The organism is Streptomyces sp. NBC_01788, from assembly GCF_035917575.1.
In the GTDB taxonomy this organism is placed as follows: domain Bacteria; phylum Actinomycetota; class Actinomycetes; order Streptomycetales; family Streptomycetaceae; genus Streptomyces.
This window is the reverse complement of record NZ_CP109090.1, coordinates 1,872,258-1,888,355: the sequence shown is the minus strand read 5'-3', so window position 1 is coordinate 1,888,355 and position 16,098 is coordinate 1,872,258. Positions and strand designations below refer to the sequence as shown.

At 72.8% G+C, this 16,098-nt stretch carries 12 protein-coding genes; 3 read left to right on the top strand and 9 right to left on the bottom strand.

What is annotated here, in order from left to right:
• Positions 1-3 precede the first annotated feature (3 nt).
• From OIE49_RS08785 to OIE49_RS08760, 6 genes are all read right to left on the bottom strand, one after another.
• Positions 4-3,855, bottom strand: coding sequence for a lipopolysaccharide biosynthesis protein (locus OIE49_RS08785; RefSeq protein ID WP_326801826.1), 3,852 nt, complete (start codon positions 3,853-3,855; stop codon positions 4-6).
• Positions 3,848-4,666, bottom strand: coding sequence for a polysaccharide deacetylase family protein (locus OIE49_RS08780; protein ID WP_326801825.1), 819 nt, complete (start codon positions 4,664-4,666; stop codon positions 3,848-3,850). The genes OIE49_RS08785 and OIE49_RS08780 overlap by 8 nt, the downstream gene beginning before the upstream one ends.
• Positions 4,663-5,733, bottom strand: coding sequence for a glycosyltransferase family 2 protein (locus OIE49_RS08775; protein WP_326801824.1), 1,071 nt, complete (start codon positions 5,731-5,733; stop codon positions 4,663-4,665). Before OIE49_RS08775 ends, OIE49_RS08780 begins: the two co-directional genes overlap by 4 nt.
• Positions 5,730-6,560 carry a glycosyltransferase family 2 protein gene (locus tag OIE49_RS08770; RefSeq protein WP_326801823.1) on the bottom strand — a complete coding sequence of 277 codons (831 nt, stop codon included), beginning with the start codon at positions 6,558-6,560 and terminating at the stop codon, positions 5,730-5,732. Before OIE49_RS08770 ends, OIE49_RS08775 begins: the two co-directional genes overlap by 4 nt.
• A gap of 393 nt (positions 6,561-6,953) precedes the next feature.
• The gene (locus OIE49_RS08765) at positions 6,954-8,048 is read right to left on the bottom strand and encodes a GNAT family N-acetyltransferase (protein WP_326801822.1); all 1,095 of its coding nucleotides are present in this window, start codon (positions 8,046-8,048) and stop codon (positions 6,954-6,956) included.
• Between the two features lies 1 nt (position 8,049).
• On the bottom strand, positions 8,050-8,475 hold the full coding sequence (locus tag OIE49_RS08760; protein ID WP_326801821.1) for a hypothetical protein: 426 nt from the start codon (positions 8,473-8,475) through the stop codon (positions 8,050-8,052).
• A gap of 259 nt (positions 8,476-8,734) precedes the next feature.
• Here OIE49_RS08760 and OIE49_RS08755 point away from each other — a divergent pair, with 259 nt between their 5' ends.
• On the top strand, positions 8,735-9,544 hold the full coding sequence (locus OIE49_RS08755; protein WP_100567689.1) for an SGNH/GDSL hydrolase family protein: 810 nt from the start codon (positions 8,735-8,737) through the stop codon (positions 9,542-9,544).
• 106 nt (positions 9,545-9,650) lie between these two features.
• Here OIE49_RS08755 and OIE49_RS08750 read toward each other — a convergent pair whose 3' ends face one another.
• The 3 genes from OIE49_RS08750 to OIE49_RS08740 all read right to left on the bottom strand — a co-directional run bounded on the left by OIE49_RS08750 (position 9,651) and on the right by OIE49_RS08740 (position 14,525).
• The gene (locus OIE49_RS08750; RefSeq protein WP_326801820.1) at positions 9,651-11,153 is read right to left on the bottom strand and encodes a nickel transporter; all 1,503 of its coding nucleotides are present in this window, start codon (positions 11,151-11,153) and stop codon (positions 9,651-9,653) included.
• Positions 11,150-12,841, bottom strand: a complete 1,692-nt coding sequence (locus OIE49_RS08745; protein WP_326801819.1) for a tetratricopeptide repeat protein — start codon at positions 12,839-12,841, stop codon at positions 11,150-11,152. Before OIE49_RS08745 ends, OIE49_RS08750 begins: the two co-directional genes overlap by 4 nt.
• A 124-nt stretch (positions 12,842-12,965) precedes the next feature.
• A complete protein-coding gene (locus OIE49_RS08740) occupies positions 12,966-14,525 on the bottom strand; it encodes a DUF4331 domain-containing protein (protein ID WP_326801818.1) in 1,560 nt (519 codons plus the stop codon).
• A 208-nt stretch (positions 14,526-14,733) separates the two neighbouring features.
• Between OIE49_RS08740 and OIE49_RS08735 the strand changes: the two genes are divergently transcribed.
• Positions 14,734-15,276: a sigma-70 family RNA polymerase sigma factor gene (locus OIE49_RS08735; protein ID WP_326801817.1), complete on the top strand. Its 543-nt coding sequence runs from the start codon at positions 14,734-14,736 to the stop codon at positions 15,274-15,276.
• Entirely contained in the window at positions 15,273-16,085 is an 813-nt protein-coding gene (locus OIE49_RS08730; protein ID WP_326801816.1) for an anti-sigma factor, read from the top strand. The genes OIE49_RS08735 and OIE49_RS08730 overlap by 4 nt, the downstream gene beginning before the upstream one ends.
• Positions 16,086-16,098: the final 13 nt, after the last annotated feature.

The window sequence follows — 16,098 nt, the reverse complement described above, 5'->3', positions numbered from 1 at the left end:
TGCTCAGCCGCCTCCCAGTGTCAGGAACCGCTGCACCAGCGAGGCGAACAGCACCGCAAGGAGCGGCAGCGAGAACCAGAAGCTGCTCCGGAGCCACCGCAGCCGGCGCACACTGGGCCGCATCGCGACCCGGACGAGCTCCCGGGCCGTCAGCATCACCGTCAGCGCCAGCGCCGCGAGTCCGCCGGCCACCGACCACGGCGTCCACGTCACCTTCGGCCCGATCGGACCCGGATGCGGCTCGGGCACGGGACCGCCGGGCCGCTCGCGCAGCTCGTACAGGGTCACGTCGTCGTTGGCGAGGACCTTCCTCAGCTCCCGCCGGTCGTCGAGGTTGCGCACGAGCCGCGACTCCCAGGCGGCCGAGTAGCCCACGTCCATCCGCAGATACGTCACCTGGCTGCGGTTGATCATCAGGTACGCGTTGGGCCCCGCGTCCTTCAGCGACTCGACCAGGCCGGAGACCAGCACCGGGTCGGCCGGCGCCAGGGTGGGCACGTAGTCGACGCGCTCCATGTCCCGCGCGCCCCACGGCATGGCCGGAGTGACGTTGGTGGCCGGGTCGTTGCTCAGCCACAGCAGCCGCACCGTCGGCCGGTCGTGGGCGTACACGTAGTCCATGGCCGCGACCTCGCCGGGCCGGATCCGCTCGAAGGTCTCGTTGCCCCACCGGGCGACCAGGAAGCCGCCCATCAGCAGCAGGCCCGCCATCAGCGCGGCCAGCGGCGCGAGGCTCACCCGGTCCTTGTCCCTTTCCTCCGCGGTGGCCCCGGTGCGCGGGAAGAGCGCGAGCGCGGCGAGCAGCGCGGCCCCGGGCAGCGCGAACATGAAGACCCGCAGCGCCATCTCGCCGCCGTAGGACTGCATGCCGAAGCCGAGGAACGGCACGAAGGTGAGCACCAGCAGCGACCGCTCCCGGTACTTGTGCTCGCGCCGCCGCCACCAGCCCCAGCAGGCGGCTGCCATCACGGAACCGGCCAGCAGCACGCGTGCGTACAGCACCAGTTGGTGGGTCGAGTCGCCGCCCTGGATGCGGCCCGAGACGGACGTCGAGACATTGCTGCCGACCCCGCCGACCCCGCCGAACAGCTCGTCGAAGTGCCCCGACCAGTACGGCTCGGCCATGAAGCCCAGCCAGAAGGCCGCCATCACCGCGAACAGCACGGGCAGGCCGCGCAGTTCGGACCTGCGGACCAGGACCAGCACGGCCAGCACACCCAGCATCACGAACGGGGTGAGCTGGTGCGCGGGGACGCTCGCGGCGAACAGGCCGATCACCACCAGGAGCAGCACCGCCCGCTGCCGCCGGTCGGCCGGTTCCACCTCCGCCTCGCCCGGCCGCGCCGTGGTCCACAGCATCCGCGGCGCCCGGAACCAGACGAGGAGGATCGCCACGAACGCCAGGTACAGCAGATAGGTGAAGCCCTGCGGGGAGAAGTAGTCCTGGCCCACCCAGCCGCTGAGCACGAAGATCCACACACCGGTCCATCTGGCCCGCCAGCTCGCCCGCAGCGAACGGGTGAGCAGGAACATGGGGGGCAGGTAGAGCAGTTGGACGGTCAGCGGCCACCAGCGGATGACCTCGGTGAAGTCGTTCAGACCGCAGGCGCGGGCGACGAGGGCGGCCACCGCGAAGAACCCGGGCCAGCTCCAGCGCGCGTCCAGGTCCGGTACGGCCGAACCGGTGCGGTCGATGAAGTCGATGAAACCGAGGTGCTGCCAGGCGGTGGCGAAGCGCGGCGCGCTCTCGATCACCGCGGGCAGCGCGTGCAGGGAGACGACGGTGGCGACCAGGGTGACCAGCAGCAGCGTCCGGTGCTCGCGGCGCAGCCACAGCAGCGCGGCGAACACCCCGGTCAGCAGCGCCGCGCCGGCCAGGGTCGGCAGCGGCAGCACCGAGATCAGGCCCAGGCCGCCCATCCGGTCCAGGTCGGAGTCGCCCAGGCGCAGCGCGGGCACCCAGTACAGCAGCAGCGCGGTGATCAGCAGGCAGCCGAGCAGGACACCGGCCCGGGTAGGGACGAGCCGCTCCCGCCAGGAGAGGCCGGGGCCGCCGCCCCGGGCGAGACCGGTCTCCTCCGCCGAGGCCTCTTCAGCCGGGGCCGCCGCCTCTACGACGGACCGGTCCGCGGAGGCCGCCTCCGGTACGTCGGCCGAATCGCCGGTGGTGTGTGTCCCGTCCGGTACGACGGCACGTTCCTCCGTGCCGAACGGGGCGTCCACCTCCGGTCCGCCGGCCGGTCCCAGCTCCTGGACGGGCAGCCCCAGGGCCTGCGGCCCGTGCGGTCCGGCCGGCGGCCGGCCGGGGGTGCCGGCGGGCGGCGTGCCCGGTCCGGGCCGTACGTCCGGGCGGCGCTCCACGTGGTCGAAGTCGGCGTGGATTCCCAGGGCGAGGGTGTCGGACTCCAGCGCCCAGGCGGGCGTTCGGTGCGGCGCGGTCCGGGCGGGGGCCTCGCGCGCCCCCAGATCGGCGAGGTCCCCGTCGGGTGCCGTGTCGTCGGGGACGCCCACGGCGGGCCTGGGCCTGACAGTCCGGTACAGCTTCGGCGCGGCGATCGCGACGATCACGGCGAGGCTGGAGATCTCCGCGACGCCGGCGCCGGTCAGCCCCATCCGGGGGAGCAGCAGCAGCGTCAGACCGAGCACCAGCGCGCACAACAGGCCCTGGAGCCAGGCCAGTCCGGCGGTGCGGCTCTGGGCGCGCAGCACCGCGAAGTACGTCTCCATCACGACCCGCAGCAGCGCGCCGACGGCGAACCAGCGCAGCAGCGGGGTGGCGGCGTTGGCGTAGCCCTCGCCGAAGACGCGCAGGATGTACGGGGCCAGCAGGAACAGCAGCCCGCAGATGGGCAGCATGATGCGGGCCATCCGCTTCAGCGCGGCACGGGTGTTGGCGGCCAGCCGGGCCGGGTCGTGCGACCCCTCGACGGTCAGCGAGGCGCCCATGTTGATGGCGAGCAGGTTGACCGTGCCGCCGATCGTGGTGGTGATGTAGAAGTACGCGTTGTCGGCGGAGCTGACCTGCGCGGCGATGATCACCGGCACCAGGTAGACGACCGCGAGGGAGAACAGGGAGCCGGTGTAGTCGCCCGCCAGGAACCGCCCGAGCTCCTTCGCCGTCGGCGGCTGGGCGTGGTCCTCGGTGGCCCGTACGTGCCGGGGCACCAGGCGCCGGAAGACCAGCCAGCCCAGCGGCACGATGGAGAAGGCGATCGCCGCGACCCAGGAGACGAAGACGCCGGTCGTCGGGATCGCGGCGGCCAGACCCACCAGCAGGGCCAGTTTCACCGCCGAGAACGCCGTGTTGCCCACCGGGACCCAGGGCGCGCTGCGCAGTCCGGTCAGCACCCCGTCCTGGAGGGTGAGCAGGTTCCAGGCCATGACGGCGACGACGAAACCGAGACCGTGGGCGAGTCCGTGCAGGAAGCGGTACGACGGTCCCCACACGTCGAGGGTGAGCAGGAACACCCCGGCCGCGCACGCCACGATCACCGAACTGCCCATGTACGTGCGGGCGATGAGATGCCGTGTGGCACGGCCGGAGATCGGGATGAAGCGGGCCAGGGCGCCGGTGAGGGTGACCGCGGTCAGCCCGGCGAGGAGCTTCATGGCGGCGATGGCGGCCGAGCCCTGGCCGACGGCGTCGTCGGAGTAGTAGCGGGCGGCGACCAGCCAGTAGCCGAGGCCCAGCACCGCGGAGATCCCGGTGTTGAGCATCAGCGCGTAGGCGTTGCGGAACAGCGGGTTGCCGCCGGGGGACCGGCCCCGGCCGGGCAGTCGCAGACGGCGCCCCGGCTGCTCGGGCGCCTCCGGCCCGGTGGCCGATGCCTCGGTGGTGGTGGTCGTGTCAGACACGGGTACGGATGGCCTTCCGGCGGACCTGTCGGGCTCTGCGGACCATGGCGTAGCCCTTGGTGAGGGCGCGGTCCCTGGCGAAGTTGCGGGTGATCGCGCGGCCCTGGACGATCCGCTCGAACTCCTCGGTGGTCGTGCTGCGGCGCACGGTGAGCCGCCGCAGGGCGTACGGGCCCTGACGCCGGCGGGCGAGGTCGTTGCCGACGGCGAGGGCCTGGGTGAAGCCGGCGGCCCGCACCAGGGTCCGCACCCGGTGGCTGGAGTAGCCGTAGGGGTAGGCGAACGAGGCCGGCACGGAGCCGAGTTCGGTGGCGACGATCTCCTTGCAGCGGATCAGCTCCGACCACAGGGTGTCGTCGTCGAGCTGGTCGAGCTGCGGATGGGTGTGGCTGTGCCCGCCGATCTCGACCCCGCCGGCGGCGAGTTCGCGCACCTGGTCCCAGTCGAGCATGGTGTCCAGGCCGCCTCCGGTGTCGTGGGCGCCGCGGATCCAGCCGGTGGAGACGAAGAGCGTGGCGGGGAAGCCGTAGTGGTCCAGCGTCGGCAGGGCGTAGCGGTGCACGCCCTCGTAGCCGTCGTCGAAGGTGATCAGGACGGGGTTCGCGGGCAGCGGGGGCAGGCCGGTGCCACGCCAGTGCCCTGCCAGCCGGGCCGTGGTGACCGGCTGGAAGCCGCGGTCCTTGAGCACGGCCATCTGCTCCCCGAACGCCTCCGGCGTCACGGACAGTTCCCGGGTGGCCCCGTTGGGCTCCGCCGAGACCGCGTGGTACATGAGCACGGGCACGGGGGGCACGCCGGCACGGCCGTTCATACGGAAGATCCCTCCTCGTTCCGCCCGGCCGTCCCGCCGGGCGGGGCCTGCGCGGTCCTTCCGCCGGGCGGGGTCTGTGCGGCCCCTTCGATCCAGGACACCGAGAACGTCGTGCCGGTCCGCCGGGCTCTGGCGGTGCCGACGGCGTAGCCGCTCGCGGCGGTGAGTACGCCGGCGACGATCGCGCCGGCGCGGCCCGCGGCGCCAGGGCGGGCCAGCAGGGCGTCCCGCAGCCCGCGGGCCAGACCGGCGGGCAGCACCCGGGTGGTGTAGCGGCGCTCGGACTCGAGGCCCTTGGCCGCGCCGACGCTCCGCGCGACCAGTGCCTTCGACAGGCCCTCGGCGTAGACGCGGGTGCGGAAGTAGCGGAAGTGCTCGCGTGCCTCGGGCACCCGGTGGTGGATGACCGCCCGGTCGTCGATCAGGAGGACCGCGTCGGGCCGGGCCCGGGTGAGCCGGATGCACAGCTCCGTCTCCTCGCAGCCCAGGGGCCGCTTGTCGCCGTCGCGGCCGATACCCGTGGCGAAGCCGCCCGCCGCGTCGAACGCCGTACGCCGGAAGGAGGCGTTGCCGCCGAGCACGTTGCGCACCCGGACCCGGCCCGGCGGCAGGCCGCGGTAGGTGCAGCCCACCACCCAGTCGAACTCCTCGGGGAACCAGGCCGGTCGGCGGCCCGACGCCCAGACCGGGACCGTCCGGCCGCCGACCGCCATCACGCGCGGGTCCGCGTACCCCTCGGCGAAGTGCCGCAGCCAGTCCCGCTCGGCCACGGCGTCGTCGTCGAGGAAGGCGACGACCTCGCCGCGGGAGGCGGCGATACCCGTGTTGCGGCCGGCGGACAGGCCGCGCGGACCGGCGTTGGCGAGCACCCGCACCTCGCCGCCGCCCAGGTCCTCCGCGTACTCCTCGGCCAGCCTCGCCAGCAGTGCCGGGTTGTGGTCCACCACCAGGAGGATCTCCAGGGCCGGCCGGGACTGCGCCCGCACCGAGGAGACCGCCGCGAGGATGTCCTCCCAGCGGTCCTCGGTGTAGACGCAGATCACGACGGAGATGCCGAGACCGCTCAAGACGCCTCTCCCCGCACCGCGTCGAGCATCGGCGACCGGCGGATCCGGCGCGCCTCGCGGCGCAGTTCGCGCCGGTTGGAGCGCTCCTCGAGGATCACCTTCAGCACCCGCAGCCCGTCCCGCACGGCACGCAGATTGCTCATGCCGTGGATGCGCAGGTACTCGTGGCTGGGGATCTCCTGCACCTTCAGCCCGGCCTTGACCACTCTGATGTTCATCAGCGTCTCGACCTCGAAGCCGGTGCAGTCCAGCTCGATCTTGTCCAGGCAGTGCCGCCAGAACGCGTTGTACCCGTAGCACAGATCGGTGTAGCGGGCGCCGAACTTCCGGTTGACCACGGTGCACAGGGCCCAGTTGCCGAGCTTGCGGATGAAGGTCATGTCGTCGGTGCCGCCGCCGTTGGCGAACCGGGAGCCCTTGGCGAAGTCCGCGCCCGAGACCAGGGCGGAGACGTAGGAGACGATTTCGCCGCCGTCGGCCGATCCGTCCGCGTCGACCATCACGATGATGTCGCCGGTGCACTTCTCGAAGCCGGTGATCAGGGCATCCCCCTTGCCCTTGCCGCGCTGCCCGACGACCTTCACCTCGGGCCACAGTTCCCGTGCCACCTCGACGGTGTCGTCGGTGGAGTTGCCGTCCACGAGAACCACTTCGTGGATCCAGTCCGGAAGCGTCTTGAAGACGTAGGGCAGGTTCTCCGCCTCGTTCATGGCGGGGATCACCACGCTCACCGGCGGGGTGATGGCCAAGTGCGAGGAGATGGGCCGGTATTCCGCGGCGAGCGTCGGATCCTGTTCCGACGAAGGCGAGCGCAGAACGGAACTCATGACTGGTGTTCCCTCTCGTCCGGCGGGCCGCCCGCCCCTCGGGCGGCCCGGCTGTGTATCCGGTTCGAAAGGGGGGTTGATCACCCGGGGCGCGCCGGAACGGTTCTGTCGGACACGCCGGGTGAGCTGGCAAAGCTGTCCGGCGTGCCGCGGAACGGCAGCCGGTCGCGCGGCACGGCTCGGTCACACCTGCGGTCACCGAGCACGGCACCCCCCTACCGCGCTCCGCGCCAGAACGTCCCGGCCCCTGAGCCCTCCCCTTGAGCCGCTTGCAGACGGTCCGATGCGGGTGAGATGTACGACGGTATTGACGATTGCACCAGTATGGCAAGACCTGGAACCAAGTCTCACGTTTTTGTTGGTTTTGTCGTAACGCAACCCTGTGTGTGCTGTTCAGTGCCTGGAGCGGATTTGTCCGATGCGCTTCAGAGCCCGGTCCGCAGGCTCGAACAGCTCCGGCCGCGAGAGCACCGCGTTGCGCAGCGCCCGGACCGGGGCGCGGCGCGCCCGGTGTCCGACCGCCACCGGGTGACGTCGTGTCACCCACCCTTCGGACACGTTGAGTTCGCGTGTCTTCAGGGAGTCCTTGTACTCCTTCTGGCCCCGGCCGAGATCCAGGTACGCGATGCCGTCGGCGGCAGCCGCCTCGGCCATGCGCAGATGCAGGATCAGTCCTGGGGAGAACTTCGCGTACGCCGGGTCGTAGGCCGGAAACCAGCAGGCCAGCACTCGTTCGGTGCGCAGTCCGAAGTGGGCGGCGACCGGCCGGCCGTCCGCGTACAGCACCGAAAGAATGCCCGCGAAGGGGTCCGAGCGGGTGTGGAAGAGCCGCGTGACCAGGCGGTTGATCCACTCGGAAGCGAAGCGGTCGTTGCGCCCGGTCCGCCGGTACTGGGCGGACTTCCAGGCCATCAGCCGGCGCAGTGCGGCGAGGTCGCGCTCGTCGTGGACGTAGCGCACCGGGCCCGCGTCGCGGCCCAGCTTCCGCTCCTTGGCGAGCGTGGTCCGGGTGAACTTCGGGGAGCGGTCCCGCAGTTCGCGCAGATAGGTGTCGTACCCCTGGTCGATGTCCATGACCGGGGACGGGAAGGTGCCGGAGGCTCCCGCCTCGAACGGCTCCTGGCCCGCCACCAGGTGGTCGAACTCCCAGACGGCCAGCGAGCAGGCCCGCAGCAGCTCACGGGCGTCCCAGGTGAAGCCGGGCCGGTGGACCAGGCCCTGGCAGTCGGAGACGCCGAGCCCGACGGCCCGGCCGACGCCGGTGGCCGATCTCTGGAACGGGAAGAACGCGGCGGGCTCGCCGTCCTCGCGGATCACCGCGATCCGCACGCCGCGTCTGCACCGGCCCACCGCGAGCGCGAACTCGGGGGACAGGAAGGGGTTCGCCAGCTCCTCCGCGCCGTGCAGATGAGCCTTGGACTGCATCGCGGTCCACGCCGCCCGGTCGGCGGCCGTCAGCTCGCCGGGGCGGTACACGCTGATGTCCACGTCAGGAGCCCTGTCTTCTCGCCGTACGGCCGTGCCCGCGCCGCACCAGAACCAGCAGGAGAACGAGGGAGCAGAACGCGGTGACGGCCAGCAGTCCGCCGCCGACGGACCACCGGTGCACGGCCAGCATCCCCTGGGCGACCAGCATGTCGAGGGCGACCGCGCCCGCGACCGAGGCGAGGGCGCGGCCGAAAGGATCCAGCCCGCGCAGCGCGGCGGCGATGGCCGCGGCCGGCGCCGCGAGCAGGAAGAACAGCGTCAGCGGGCCGCGCAGTGGAGAGCCGGAGCCGGTGAGCGCGAGCAGCGCGCCGATCCCCCCGGCCGTCGTCGCGGCGCCCGCGAGCAGCGGTGTCAGGTCCCTCCCCGGACCCGGCCGCGCCCGCTGTGTGCCCGGTGTCGCAACTGACTTGATGCGTATGGTCTGCATTGGCGACTTTGCCCCCCGAAGCGCCGGATGCCGGGCTTCAATGTCGCGCAGCCCCGCTGCCGCGTCAAGATGCGGAGGCGGCCGTACGGGTTCACGCGCGCCCGCGCGCCCCTCTTGAGCGTCCGGTTCCATACTTCCCAACCCACTTGTGCCACAGCGGATTTCGTTGATCGTTGAAAAGTTTTGGCATGGGCACTTCCAGTCAACACGCGTAGCTGCTACCACGGTTACGGCAGAGATCCTGCTAAAGGGAGGTTCCATGAGACGAAGTTCCCGAATTTCCGCCTATGTCGGCTCTCTCCTCCTGACCCTCGCCCTCGCCCTGACCGGGGCGACGACGGCGCAGGCGTCCCAACTGGCGGCGACCGGGCCGTATGTGGCCCTCGGCGACTCCTACTCCTCCGGTGTGGGCGCCGGCAGCTACATCAGCTCCAGCGGCAGTTGCAACCGCAGTACGAACGCGTACCCCTACCTGTGGAACGCCGCCCACTCCCCGTCCTCGTTCTCCTTCAACGCCTGCTCGGGCGCCAGGACCGACGACGTGCTGGCCAACCAGCTCGGCTCGCTCAACTCCGCCACCGCCCTCGTCTCGATCACCGTCGGCGGCAACGACGCGGGATTCTCCGACGTCATGACGACCTGTGTGCTGCAGTCCGACAACGACTGCATCTCGCGGATCAACACCGCCAGGGCGTACGTCGACTCGACGCTGCCCGGCAAGCTGAACAACCTCTACTCGACGATCAGCGCCAAGGCCCCCAACGCTCGCGTGGTCGTCATCGGCTACCCCCGCTTCTACCTGCTCGGACAGCTCTGCCTGGGCCTCAGCGAGGCCAAGCGCTCCGCCATCAACGGCGCCGCCGACTACATCGACGCCGCCACCGCCAAGATCGCCGCGAACCACGGCTTCGTCTTCGGCGACGTCCGCACCACCTTCACCGGCCACGAGATCTGCTCCGGCAGTTCCTGGTTGCACAGCGTCAACTGGCTCAGCATCGGCGAGTCGTACCACCCGACGGCGGCCGGCCACTCCGGCGGCTACCTCCCGGTGTTCACCAAGGCCGCCTGACCCACCGTCACCACCAGGCCGTCTTCCCGGCCCGAAGCGGAGACTCCCGCCCGCAGGGGTCTCCGATTCGGGCCGATCCGTTCCGGGACCCCCGGACGACGACGGCTCAGCCCAGCGCCGCCGCCGCCCCCTTGAGCATCAGCCCGGCTCCCAGCGCGACGACCACGCAGGCCGACCCGAGCGGCGCGGACCTGCGCACCAGAGCCGCCGCCGGGCCCGCGGTCCAGCGGGGCCGCCCGTCCAGCAGCCGGTTCATCCCGCTGCCCAGCCTGACCACGGCGAACCCGGCCGCGGTGAGGGTCAGGGCGAGCCCGACGCCGTACGCCACCACGAGCAGCAGCCCGAACCAGGCCTGCCCCATCGCCGCCGCGCCCACCAGGACCACCACGGCGGACGGACTGGGCACGAGACCGCCGGCGAAACCCAGGAGCAGGGTGCCGCGGAGCGTGGGGACGGCGGGGTGGGTGTGGGTGTGGCCGCCGTGGGTGTGTTCCAGGCCGTGGTCGTGATCGTGATCGTGGCTGTGGGTGTGCCCGTGTCCAGGACTGTGCCCATGCCCGTGGCTGTGCCCGTGGTCGCGGTGACGCCAGGCGCGGCGTACGAGGGCGGCGCCCCCCAGGGTGACCAGGACGCCGCTCGCGATGCCCAGCCAGGCGATCACCGACGGCGCGGCCGCGGAACCGGCGGCGACCAGCAGCCCGAGGGCGACCACGCCGAGAGTGTGCGTGACGGTCACCGAGGCGGCCAGCGGCAGCACGTCCCGCATGCGGGCCCGGCCGCCCCGCGCCGCAGCCATCGCCGCCATCACGGTCTTGCCGTGGCCGGGGGCCAGGGCGTGCAGGGCGCCGAGCCCGACCGCGACGGCCAGGGCGAGGGCGGCGAAGCCGAGGGTGAGGTCGTGCCGGGCGACCAGGTTGTCCAGGGCCCGCGTCCAGCGGTCGGCGCCGCGGGGCAGCACGGAGGCGGCGGGCGCGTCGCGCCGGTCGTCGGCGAGCGCGGGGCCGCCCGGCCGCACCCGCAGGGACGCGCCGGCGGTGTCGGCGGGGGAGGACAGCAACCGCGCGGGATACTCGGTCAGTTCACGGGACACGGAGGTCGTCGGCACGTCGGACGCGGTGAGCGTCATCCGGTCGCCGCGTGCCGTGATCTCCCGCCAGCCGGGCCCGGACGCCGCCTCCGCGCCCCGGAAGCCGACGGCGACGGTGGCGTCCTCGGGCAGCGGCGCGCTCAGCCCGCACTCCACCCGGAGGGTGTCGAGCCCCGCCTGGCCGGGGCGCACGCGCGCGTGGCTGCTGTGCGCGGTGAGCGCGACCGCGCGCCCGTCGACGGTGACGGCGCTGTCCCGCGCGGCCTTCTCGCACCGCTGCCGGGCCCACACGGCGAGGCCGGTCCGCTCGATGTCCGGCTTGGCCTGGGTCGCCGGGATCTCGGCGAGGTCCTCGACGTGTTCCACGCGGAGCGCGCCGGGGGAGGCGACCAGTCCGTCGTAGCGGTTGACGGTGAAGTTCCCGAGCGGGTGGGCGCTCGCTGCGCCGGCCGGGACGAGAACGAGCGCGCAGGCCGCGGTGAGGGCGGCCGCGGCGGCGCCGAGCGTACGGGGGTGCTTCACCGGGCCGCCTCCAGGGACTTCAGGGCCGTACGCGCCGCACGGGCTCCCAGCGGCGAGAAGCCCGGGTTCAGCCGCAGGGCGGCGGTCAGGTGGGTGCGGGCGTCGTCGTCGTGGCCGGTGGCGCGCTCGATCATGCCGCGGTGGTAGAGGAACGCGGCGTTGCGGTAGCCGGTGGCCGTGGCCTGCCGGGCGTGGGGGAGGGCCTCCTGGGCGCGGCCGTTACGGTACAGCGCCCAGGCGAGCGCGTCCGCGGTGTGCACGGTGTGCCGGCGGGCCCACTCGGCACGGGCCGCGCGCAGCGCCGCCCCGGTGTCGCCGTGGTCGGCCGCCGCGAGCGCGGTGTCGAGGTCCGCGTTGACGCCGCCCGCGCGGGCGAGCGCGATCCAGGCGTCCACGAGGGCGTACTGGTTCTCCGCCTTCGCCCGGTCCCCGGTGGCGGCGCGGGCCTCGTACAGCTCCCCGAGTTCGACGAGCGGACCGGGCAGCGGGTAGCGGGAGACGACGTCCTCCAGGTCCCTGACGGCGTCGGCGCGGTCACCGCTCGCCGCCCGGGCGCGGGCGCGGCCCTCCAGAGCGGGCAGGTAGCCGTCGTCGGCGGCCAGGGCCCGCGCGTAGTGGCCGAGGGCTTCCTTGTACTCACCCTGGTTCCAGGCGAGTTGGCCGAGCTGGGTGGCGACGTAGGCGATGTCGCCGCGGGCGGTGGCGGAGGCGAGCGCCTGCTCGAGGACGCGGCGGGCGGTGGTGACGTCGCCGCGCAGTTCGCGCACGTAGGCGTAGCGCGTGAAGACCGGTACGCCCGGGCGCCGGGCGTCGGCGGTGTCGGCGGCCTCGGACGCCTCGTCGTACCGGCCGAGTTCGACGAGGGCGTCGATACGGGAGCACAGGGCGCGTTCGCTGTAGGGGTTCTGCTTCAGGGCCTGGTCCGCCTGGGCCAGGGCGCCGGCGAAGTCGTGCCGGGCGGCGGCGAGGGCGGCGCGGCCGGCGAGGGCCTGCTCGTTTCCGGGCGCCAGTTCCAGCGACCGCGCCAGCGCCTTCTCGGCCTGCGGGTACCGCGCGGGGTCGCCCTTGGTCCGCGCCTCCTCGACGTAGGCGAGCCCGAGGGCGGCCCATCCGCCGTGGTCCTTGGGCTGCGCCCGGAGGTGTGCCTGAAGGGATGCGACGTCGGCGCCGCGACTTCCGCCGAGGAGCGGTTCCGGCGCACCGGCCGCGTGGCCGGCCGCCCCACGGCCGTCCCGCGCCGCCCCCACGGCCAGAGCGCTCCCGGTCATGACCACGGCCAGCAGCACCACCATGCCGGCCATCGGCCCCCACCGCCGCCGACGCCCCTTCCCGCCGCCGCGCCTATCCAGGGATGCCGGAGCGGTGACGGTGTTGCCGCGGGGGTCTTCGGCCCCGCGTTCCCGCGTGGCGGCGGCGGTGCCGTCCTGCGAACCTTCGGCCTCGCGCTCGGCGGGGGTGGCGGGGGCGTCGTCCCGCGGGTCTTCGGCTCCGGGATCTCCGTCCCGCGGGTCTTCGGCCCCGCGCTCCGCCGGGGCCGCGGGGGTGTCCTCGTGCGGGTGTTCGCGGTGGTCCTCCCTCGGCGGGGCCGCCGGGACGCGGTCGTGCTCCGGGGGTTGGGGTTCCGGGGGCGGCGTCGGGCCCGTGGCGTGTTCGTCGTTCGAAGGGGTGGGGTCGTCGCGCCGGGCCATGCCCTCTCCTTGGTCGCCTCAGTGGTTCGGGCCGTGTCCCAGGTACGGCCGTGGGGTGGGCGGCGCGGCCCGCGTCGTGGGGGATGGGTGGAACGCGGACCGCGCCGGTCGGTGGGGGTGTGGGTCAGTACGCGCGCTGCGAGCGGCGGCGCCACCAGGACAGGCCCGTGCCGAGCAGCAGGACTCCGGCCGCTCCCGCGGCCGCCGAACCGGCCATCAGCATCGTGTCGCCGGAGCCGCCCTTGGGCCGCAACGCGTCGGCCAGCCCGCTGCGCACGTCCGCGCTCGTGCCCGCGGCGGCCCGTGCCTGCGAACCGGACGCCGGCTCGGCCACGTACGGGAAGGAGTTCTCGAACTCCTTGTCGTTCGCGTCGACCCCGTCGCTCAGGTCGTTCTTGGCGCCGAGCAGCGCGCCCTCCATCACCAGGAGCGCGGCGTCGACCACGTCGTCGCTGAGCCGGCGGCCGTTCGGGAAGCCCGCGGTGTCGCCGTCGAGGACGCCAAGACGCTTCGGGTGCGGGCTCGGCGCGATCGAGGTGTTCAGCCGCAGCTGCTCCGAAGGCCTCACGTACGGCGGCTGGTTGAGTTCCTTCACGCCCTTGAGGAACACCTCCACGAGATCGTCGCGCGGCTCGGCGGGCGCCTTGATGTCGTAGATCTGCTCGATGAGCTTCGGCAGCTCGGGATGGGTGACGTTCCCCAGGAACTGCGCGTCGCCGTCCGGCGAGGACGCGTTGAACGTGTCCTTGTCCTTCTGCGGGTTGACGACCTCGTTGACGAGCGGGTTGCCCAGGCGCGAGACCTGCGTGAAGCCGCCGCGGGCGTTCTTGCGCTGCGTCGTCGACCAGATGCCCACGACCGGCTGCCCGGCCGACTGGCGGATCAGGTCGTTCGGCACCTGGAGGGCGATCGTGTTGACGTTGTAGCCGGCGAGCGTGTCGTTGCCGACCTCGGAGAGGTCCCCGCCGTACAGCAGGTCGAAGACGCGCAGGTCCGCGAAGAACGGGTCGTCGGCCTGCCCGGCGAACGTCGCCGCGCCCGCCGCCGTCCGGTGGACGGCCTGCTTGCGCAGTTCGCCGTAGTCCGGCATCGACGCCTTGCCGACGTTCGACGGTGCCACCGGCACAGCGTCCGCCAGCCGTGTCCTGGACACCTGCCTGTGGTGGCGGAACTTGATCAGGTCGACGTCGTAGGTCTGGGTCACGTTCAGGTTCGGGTCGTCCAGGCTGTGCACCGGACCCGTGTTGTAGAGGAACGTGTTCTTGTTCTTGACGTGCGTCCTGAACGTGTACCGGAAGATCAGGTCGCTCTGCGCGTCACCGTCGTTGTCGATGTGCAGGTCGTACTGGGCGTCGTCCGCGAACGTGTAGAAGTTCGGCCCCCCGGCCGGCTCCTCGAACGGTATCCAGTTCGCCACGACGGTCGTCGTGTCGGGCTTGTCCGGACTGACGAACGCGTACAGGTCCGTGTTGTCGTACTGCGGTGTGCCCGAGATGAGCGGCGCCTCCCGGTGGCTGGAGGCCGCGGCCCGCCCGGGTTCGAGCACGGCCGTGCCGGCGGCCGCGAGACTTCCGGCGGCCAGCGCGCCGCAGAGGAGAGAGGCGAGGCCTCTGCGTCCCTCCCCGGGAGCCGAACGCCTGGGGGCGCCCCCGCCGCGCCTGGGGAGACTGGGGAAACTTGTCATGCCGATCCGTCCTCAGTGCCGACTTGCCTGTCGCATGGGGATTCGGAGACCGGGCCGGTCCGGATGGGTCCGTCGCCGGATTTCTTTTCTTCCGGTCCGACCCGCGTTTTCGGCCCGCCGATCCGTACCTCTTCAGAGGGGCGCGCACGCAGCGCGCCCCGCGTGCGCGAGGACGGGCCCACTGCGGCCGGCGGAGAGGGGACGGCGGGTGGAGGCGGACGAGCTTCTGGTGCTCGTGGCGGGGGGCGACCACAAGGCGTTCGAGGAGCTGTACGGGCTGGTGTCCGGGCCCATCTACGGCCTGGTGCGGCGCGTGGTGCGCGACCCGGCCCAGTCCGAGGAGGTCGCGCAGGAGGTGCTGCTCGAACTGTGGCGCTCCGCCCCGAGGTTCGACCCCGGGCGGGGCAGCGCCCTGTCCTGGGTGCTCACCCTCGCCCACCGCCGCGCCGTCGACCGGGTGCGCAGCGCCCGCGCCGCGGGCGAGCGGGAGCAGCGCGAGGCCGCGCGCGCCGCGTCGCCCGCCTTCGACCACGTCGCCGAGGAGGTCGAGGCCGGCCTGGAACGCGAGTGGGTGCGGCGCTGCCTGGACCACCTCACCGCCCGGCAACGCCAGTCCGTCACCCTCGCCTACTACGACGGCTATACGTACCGTGAAGTGGCCGAGCGGCTGTCCCTGCCGCTGGGCACGGTCAAGACGCGGATGCGCGACGGGCTCATCCGGCTGCGTGAATGCCTGGGATGTGCCGCATGAGCCTGCTCGACCGCCTGCTGCGACGCGAGGACCCGCACTCCCTCGCAGCGCCCTACGCCCTGAACGCGCTGGAGCCGGCCGAACGGGTCCGCTTCGAGAAGCACCTGCGGAACTGCCCCGCGTGCGCCACCCAGGTGCGGGCCCTGGCCGAGGACGCGGTGCGCCTGGCCCGGTCCACCGCCGTACCGGCGCCCGCCGCGCTGCGCGAGCGGGTGCTGGCCGCGATACGCGACATCCCTCAGGACCCCGCGCCGGCGCGGGAGCGCACGCCCCAACTGCCGCCGCATGTCTGGGGCACCCGGCCGCCGCCCACGCGCACCCGTGCGCCCCGGTCGCGCCCCCTTTTCGTGCCGTTCGCCACGGTGACGGCCGCCGCGGCCCTCGTCGTGGCGGCGCTCTTCGCCGTCCAGGCGAACAGGACCCAGGAAGAGCTGGCGGCTCAGCGGAACCGGGCGAGTGAGATCGACCACGTTCTGGCGGCGCCGGACACACGGGCCGCCACCAGCCTGGACGCGCAGGGCCGCAGTATAGGAGTGATCGCTTCCGCCTCCCGGGGACGGGCCGTGGTGACCCTGGGCGGGTACGCGGACCCGCCCAGCGGCCGAGTGCGCCAGCTGTGGGTCATGCGCCCCGGCGCGCCACCACGCTCCCTCGGCCTGTTCGCGGATGACGCGCCCCTGGTCGTCGTGGGTCTCACCCGGTCGGCTGCATCACTGGCCGTGACAGTGGAACCCGACGGGGGGTCACCTCAGCCCACTACACAACCAATTGTTCAACTCACCTTGAAATCTGTCGGATTCGGAGAGTAATCGTCAACACCCC

Bases quoted from the DNA above. Each gene is read 5' to 3' on its own strand.
- OIE49_RS08780 (WP_326801825.1), bottom strand. From the start codon at position 4,666: ATGAACGGCCGTGCCGGCGTGCCCCCCGTGCCCGTGCTCATGTACCAC.
- OIE49_RS08770 (WP_326801823.1), bottom strand. From the start codon at position 6,560: ATGAGTTCCGTTCTGCGCTCGCCTTCGTCGGAACAGGATCCGACGCTC.
- OIE49_RS08760 (WP_326801821.1), bottom strand. From the start codon at position 8,475: ATGCAGACCATACGCATCAAGTCAGTTGCGACACCGGGCACACAGCGG.
- OIE49_RS08755 (WP_100567689.1), top strand. From the start codon at position 8,735: ATGAGACGAAGTTCCCGAATTTCCGCCTATGTCGGCTCTCTCCTCCTG.
- OIE49_RS08745 (WP_326801819.1), bottom strand. From the start codon at position 12,841: ATGGCCCGGCGCGACGACCCCACCCCTTCGAACGACGAACACGCCACG.
- OIE49_RS08740 (WP_326801818.1), bottom strand. From the start codon at position 14,525: ATGACAAGTTTCCCCAGTCTCCCCAGGCGCGGCGGGGGCGCCCCCAGG.
- OIE49_RS08730 (WP_326801816.1), top strand. From the start codon at position 15,273: ATGAGCCTGCTCGACCGCCTGCTGCGACGCGAGGACCCGCACTCCCTC.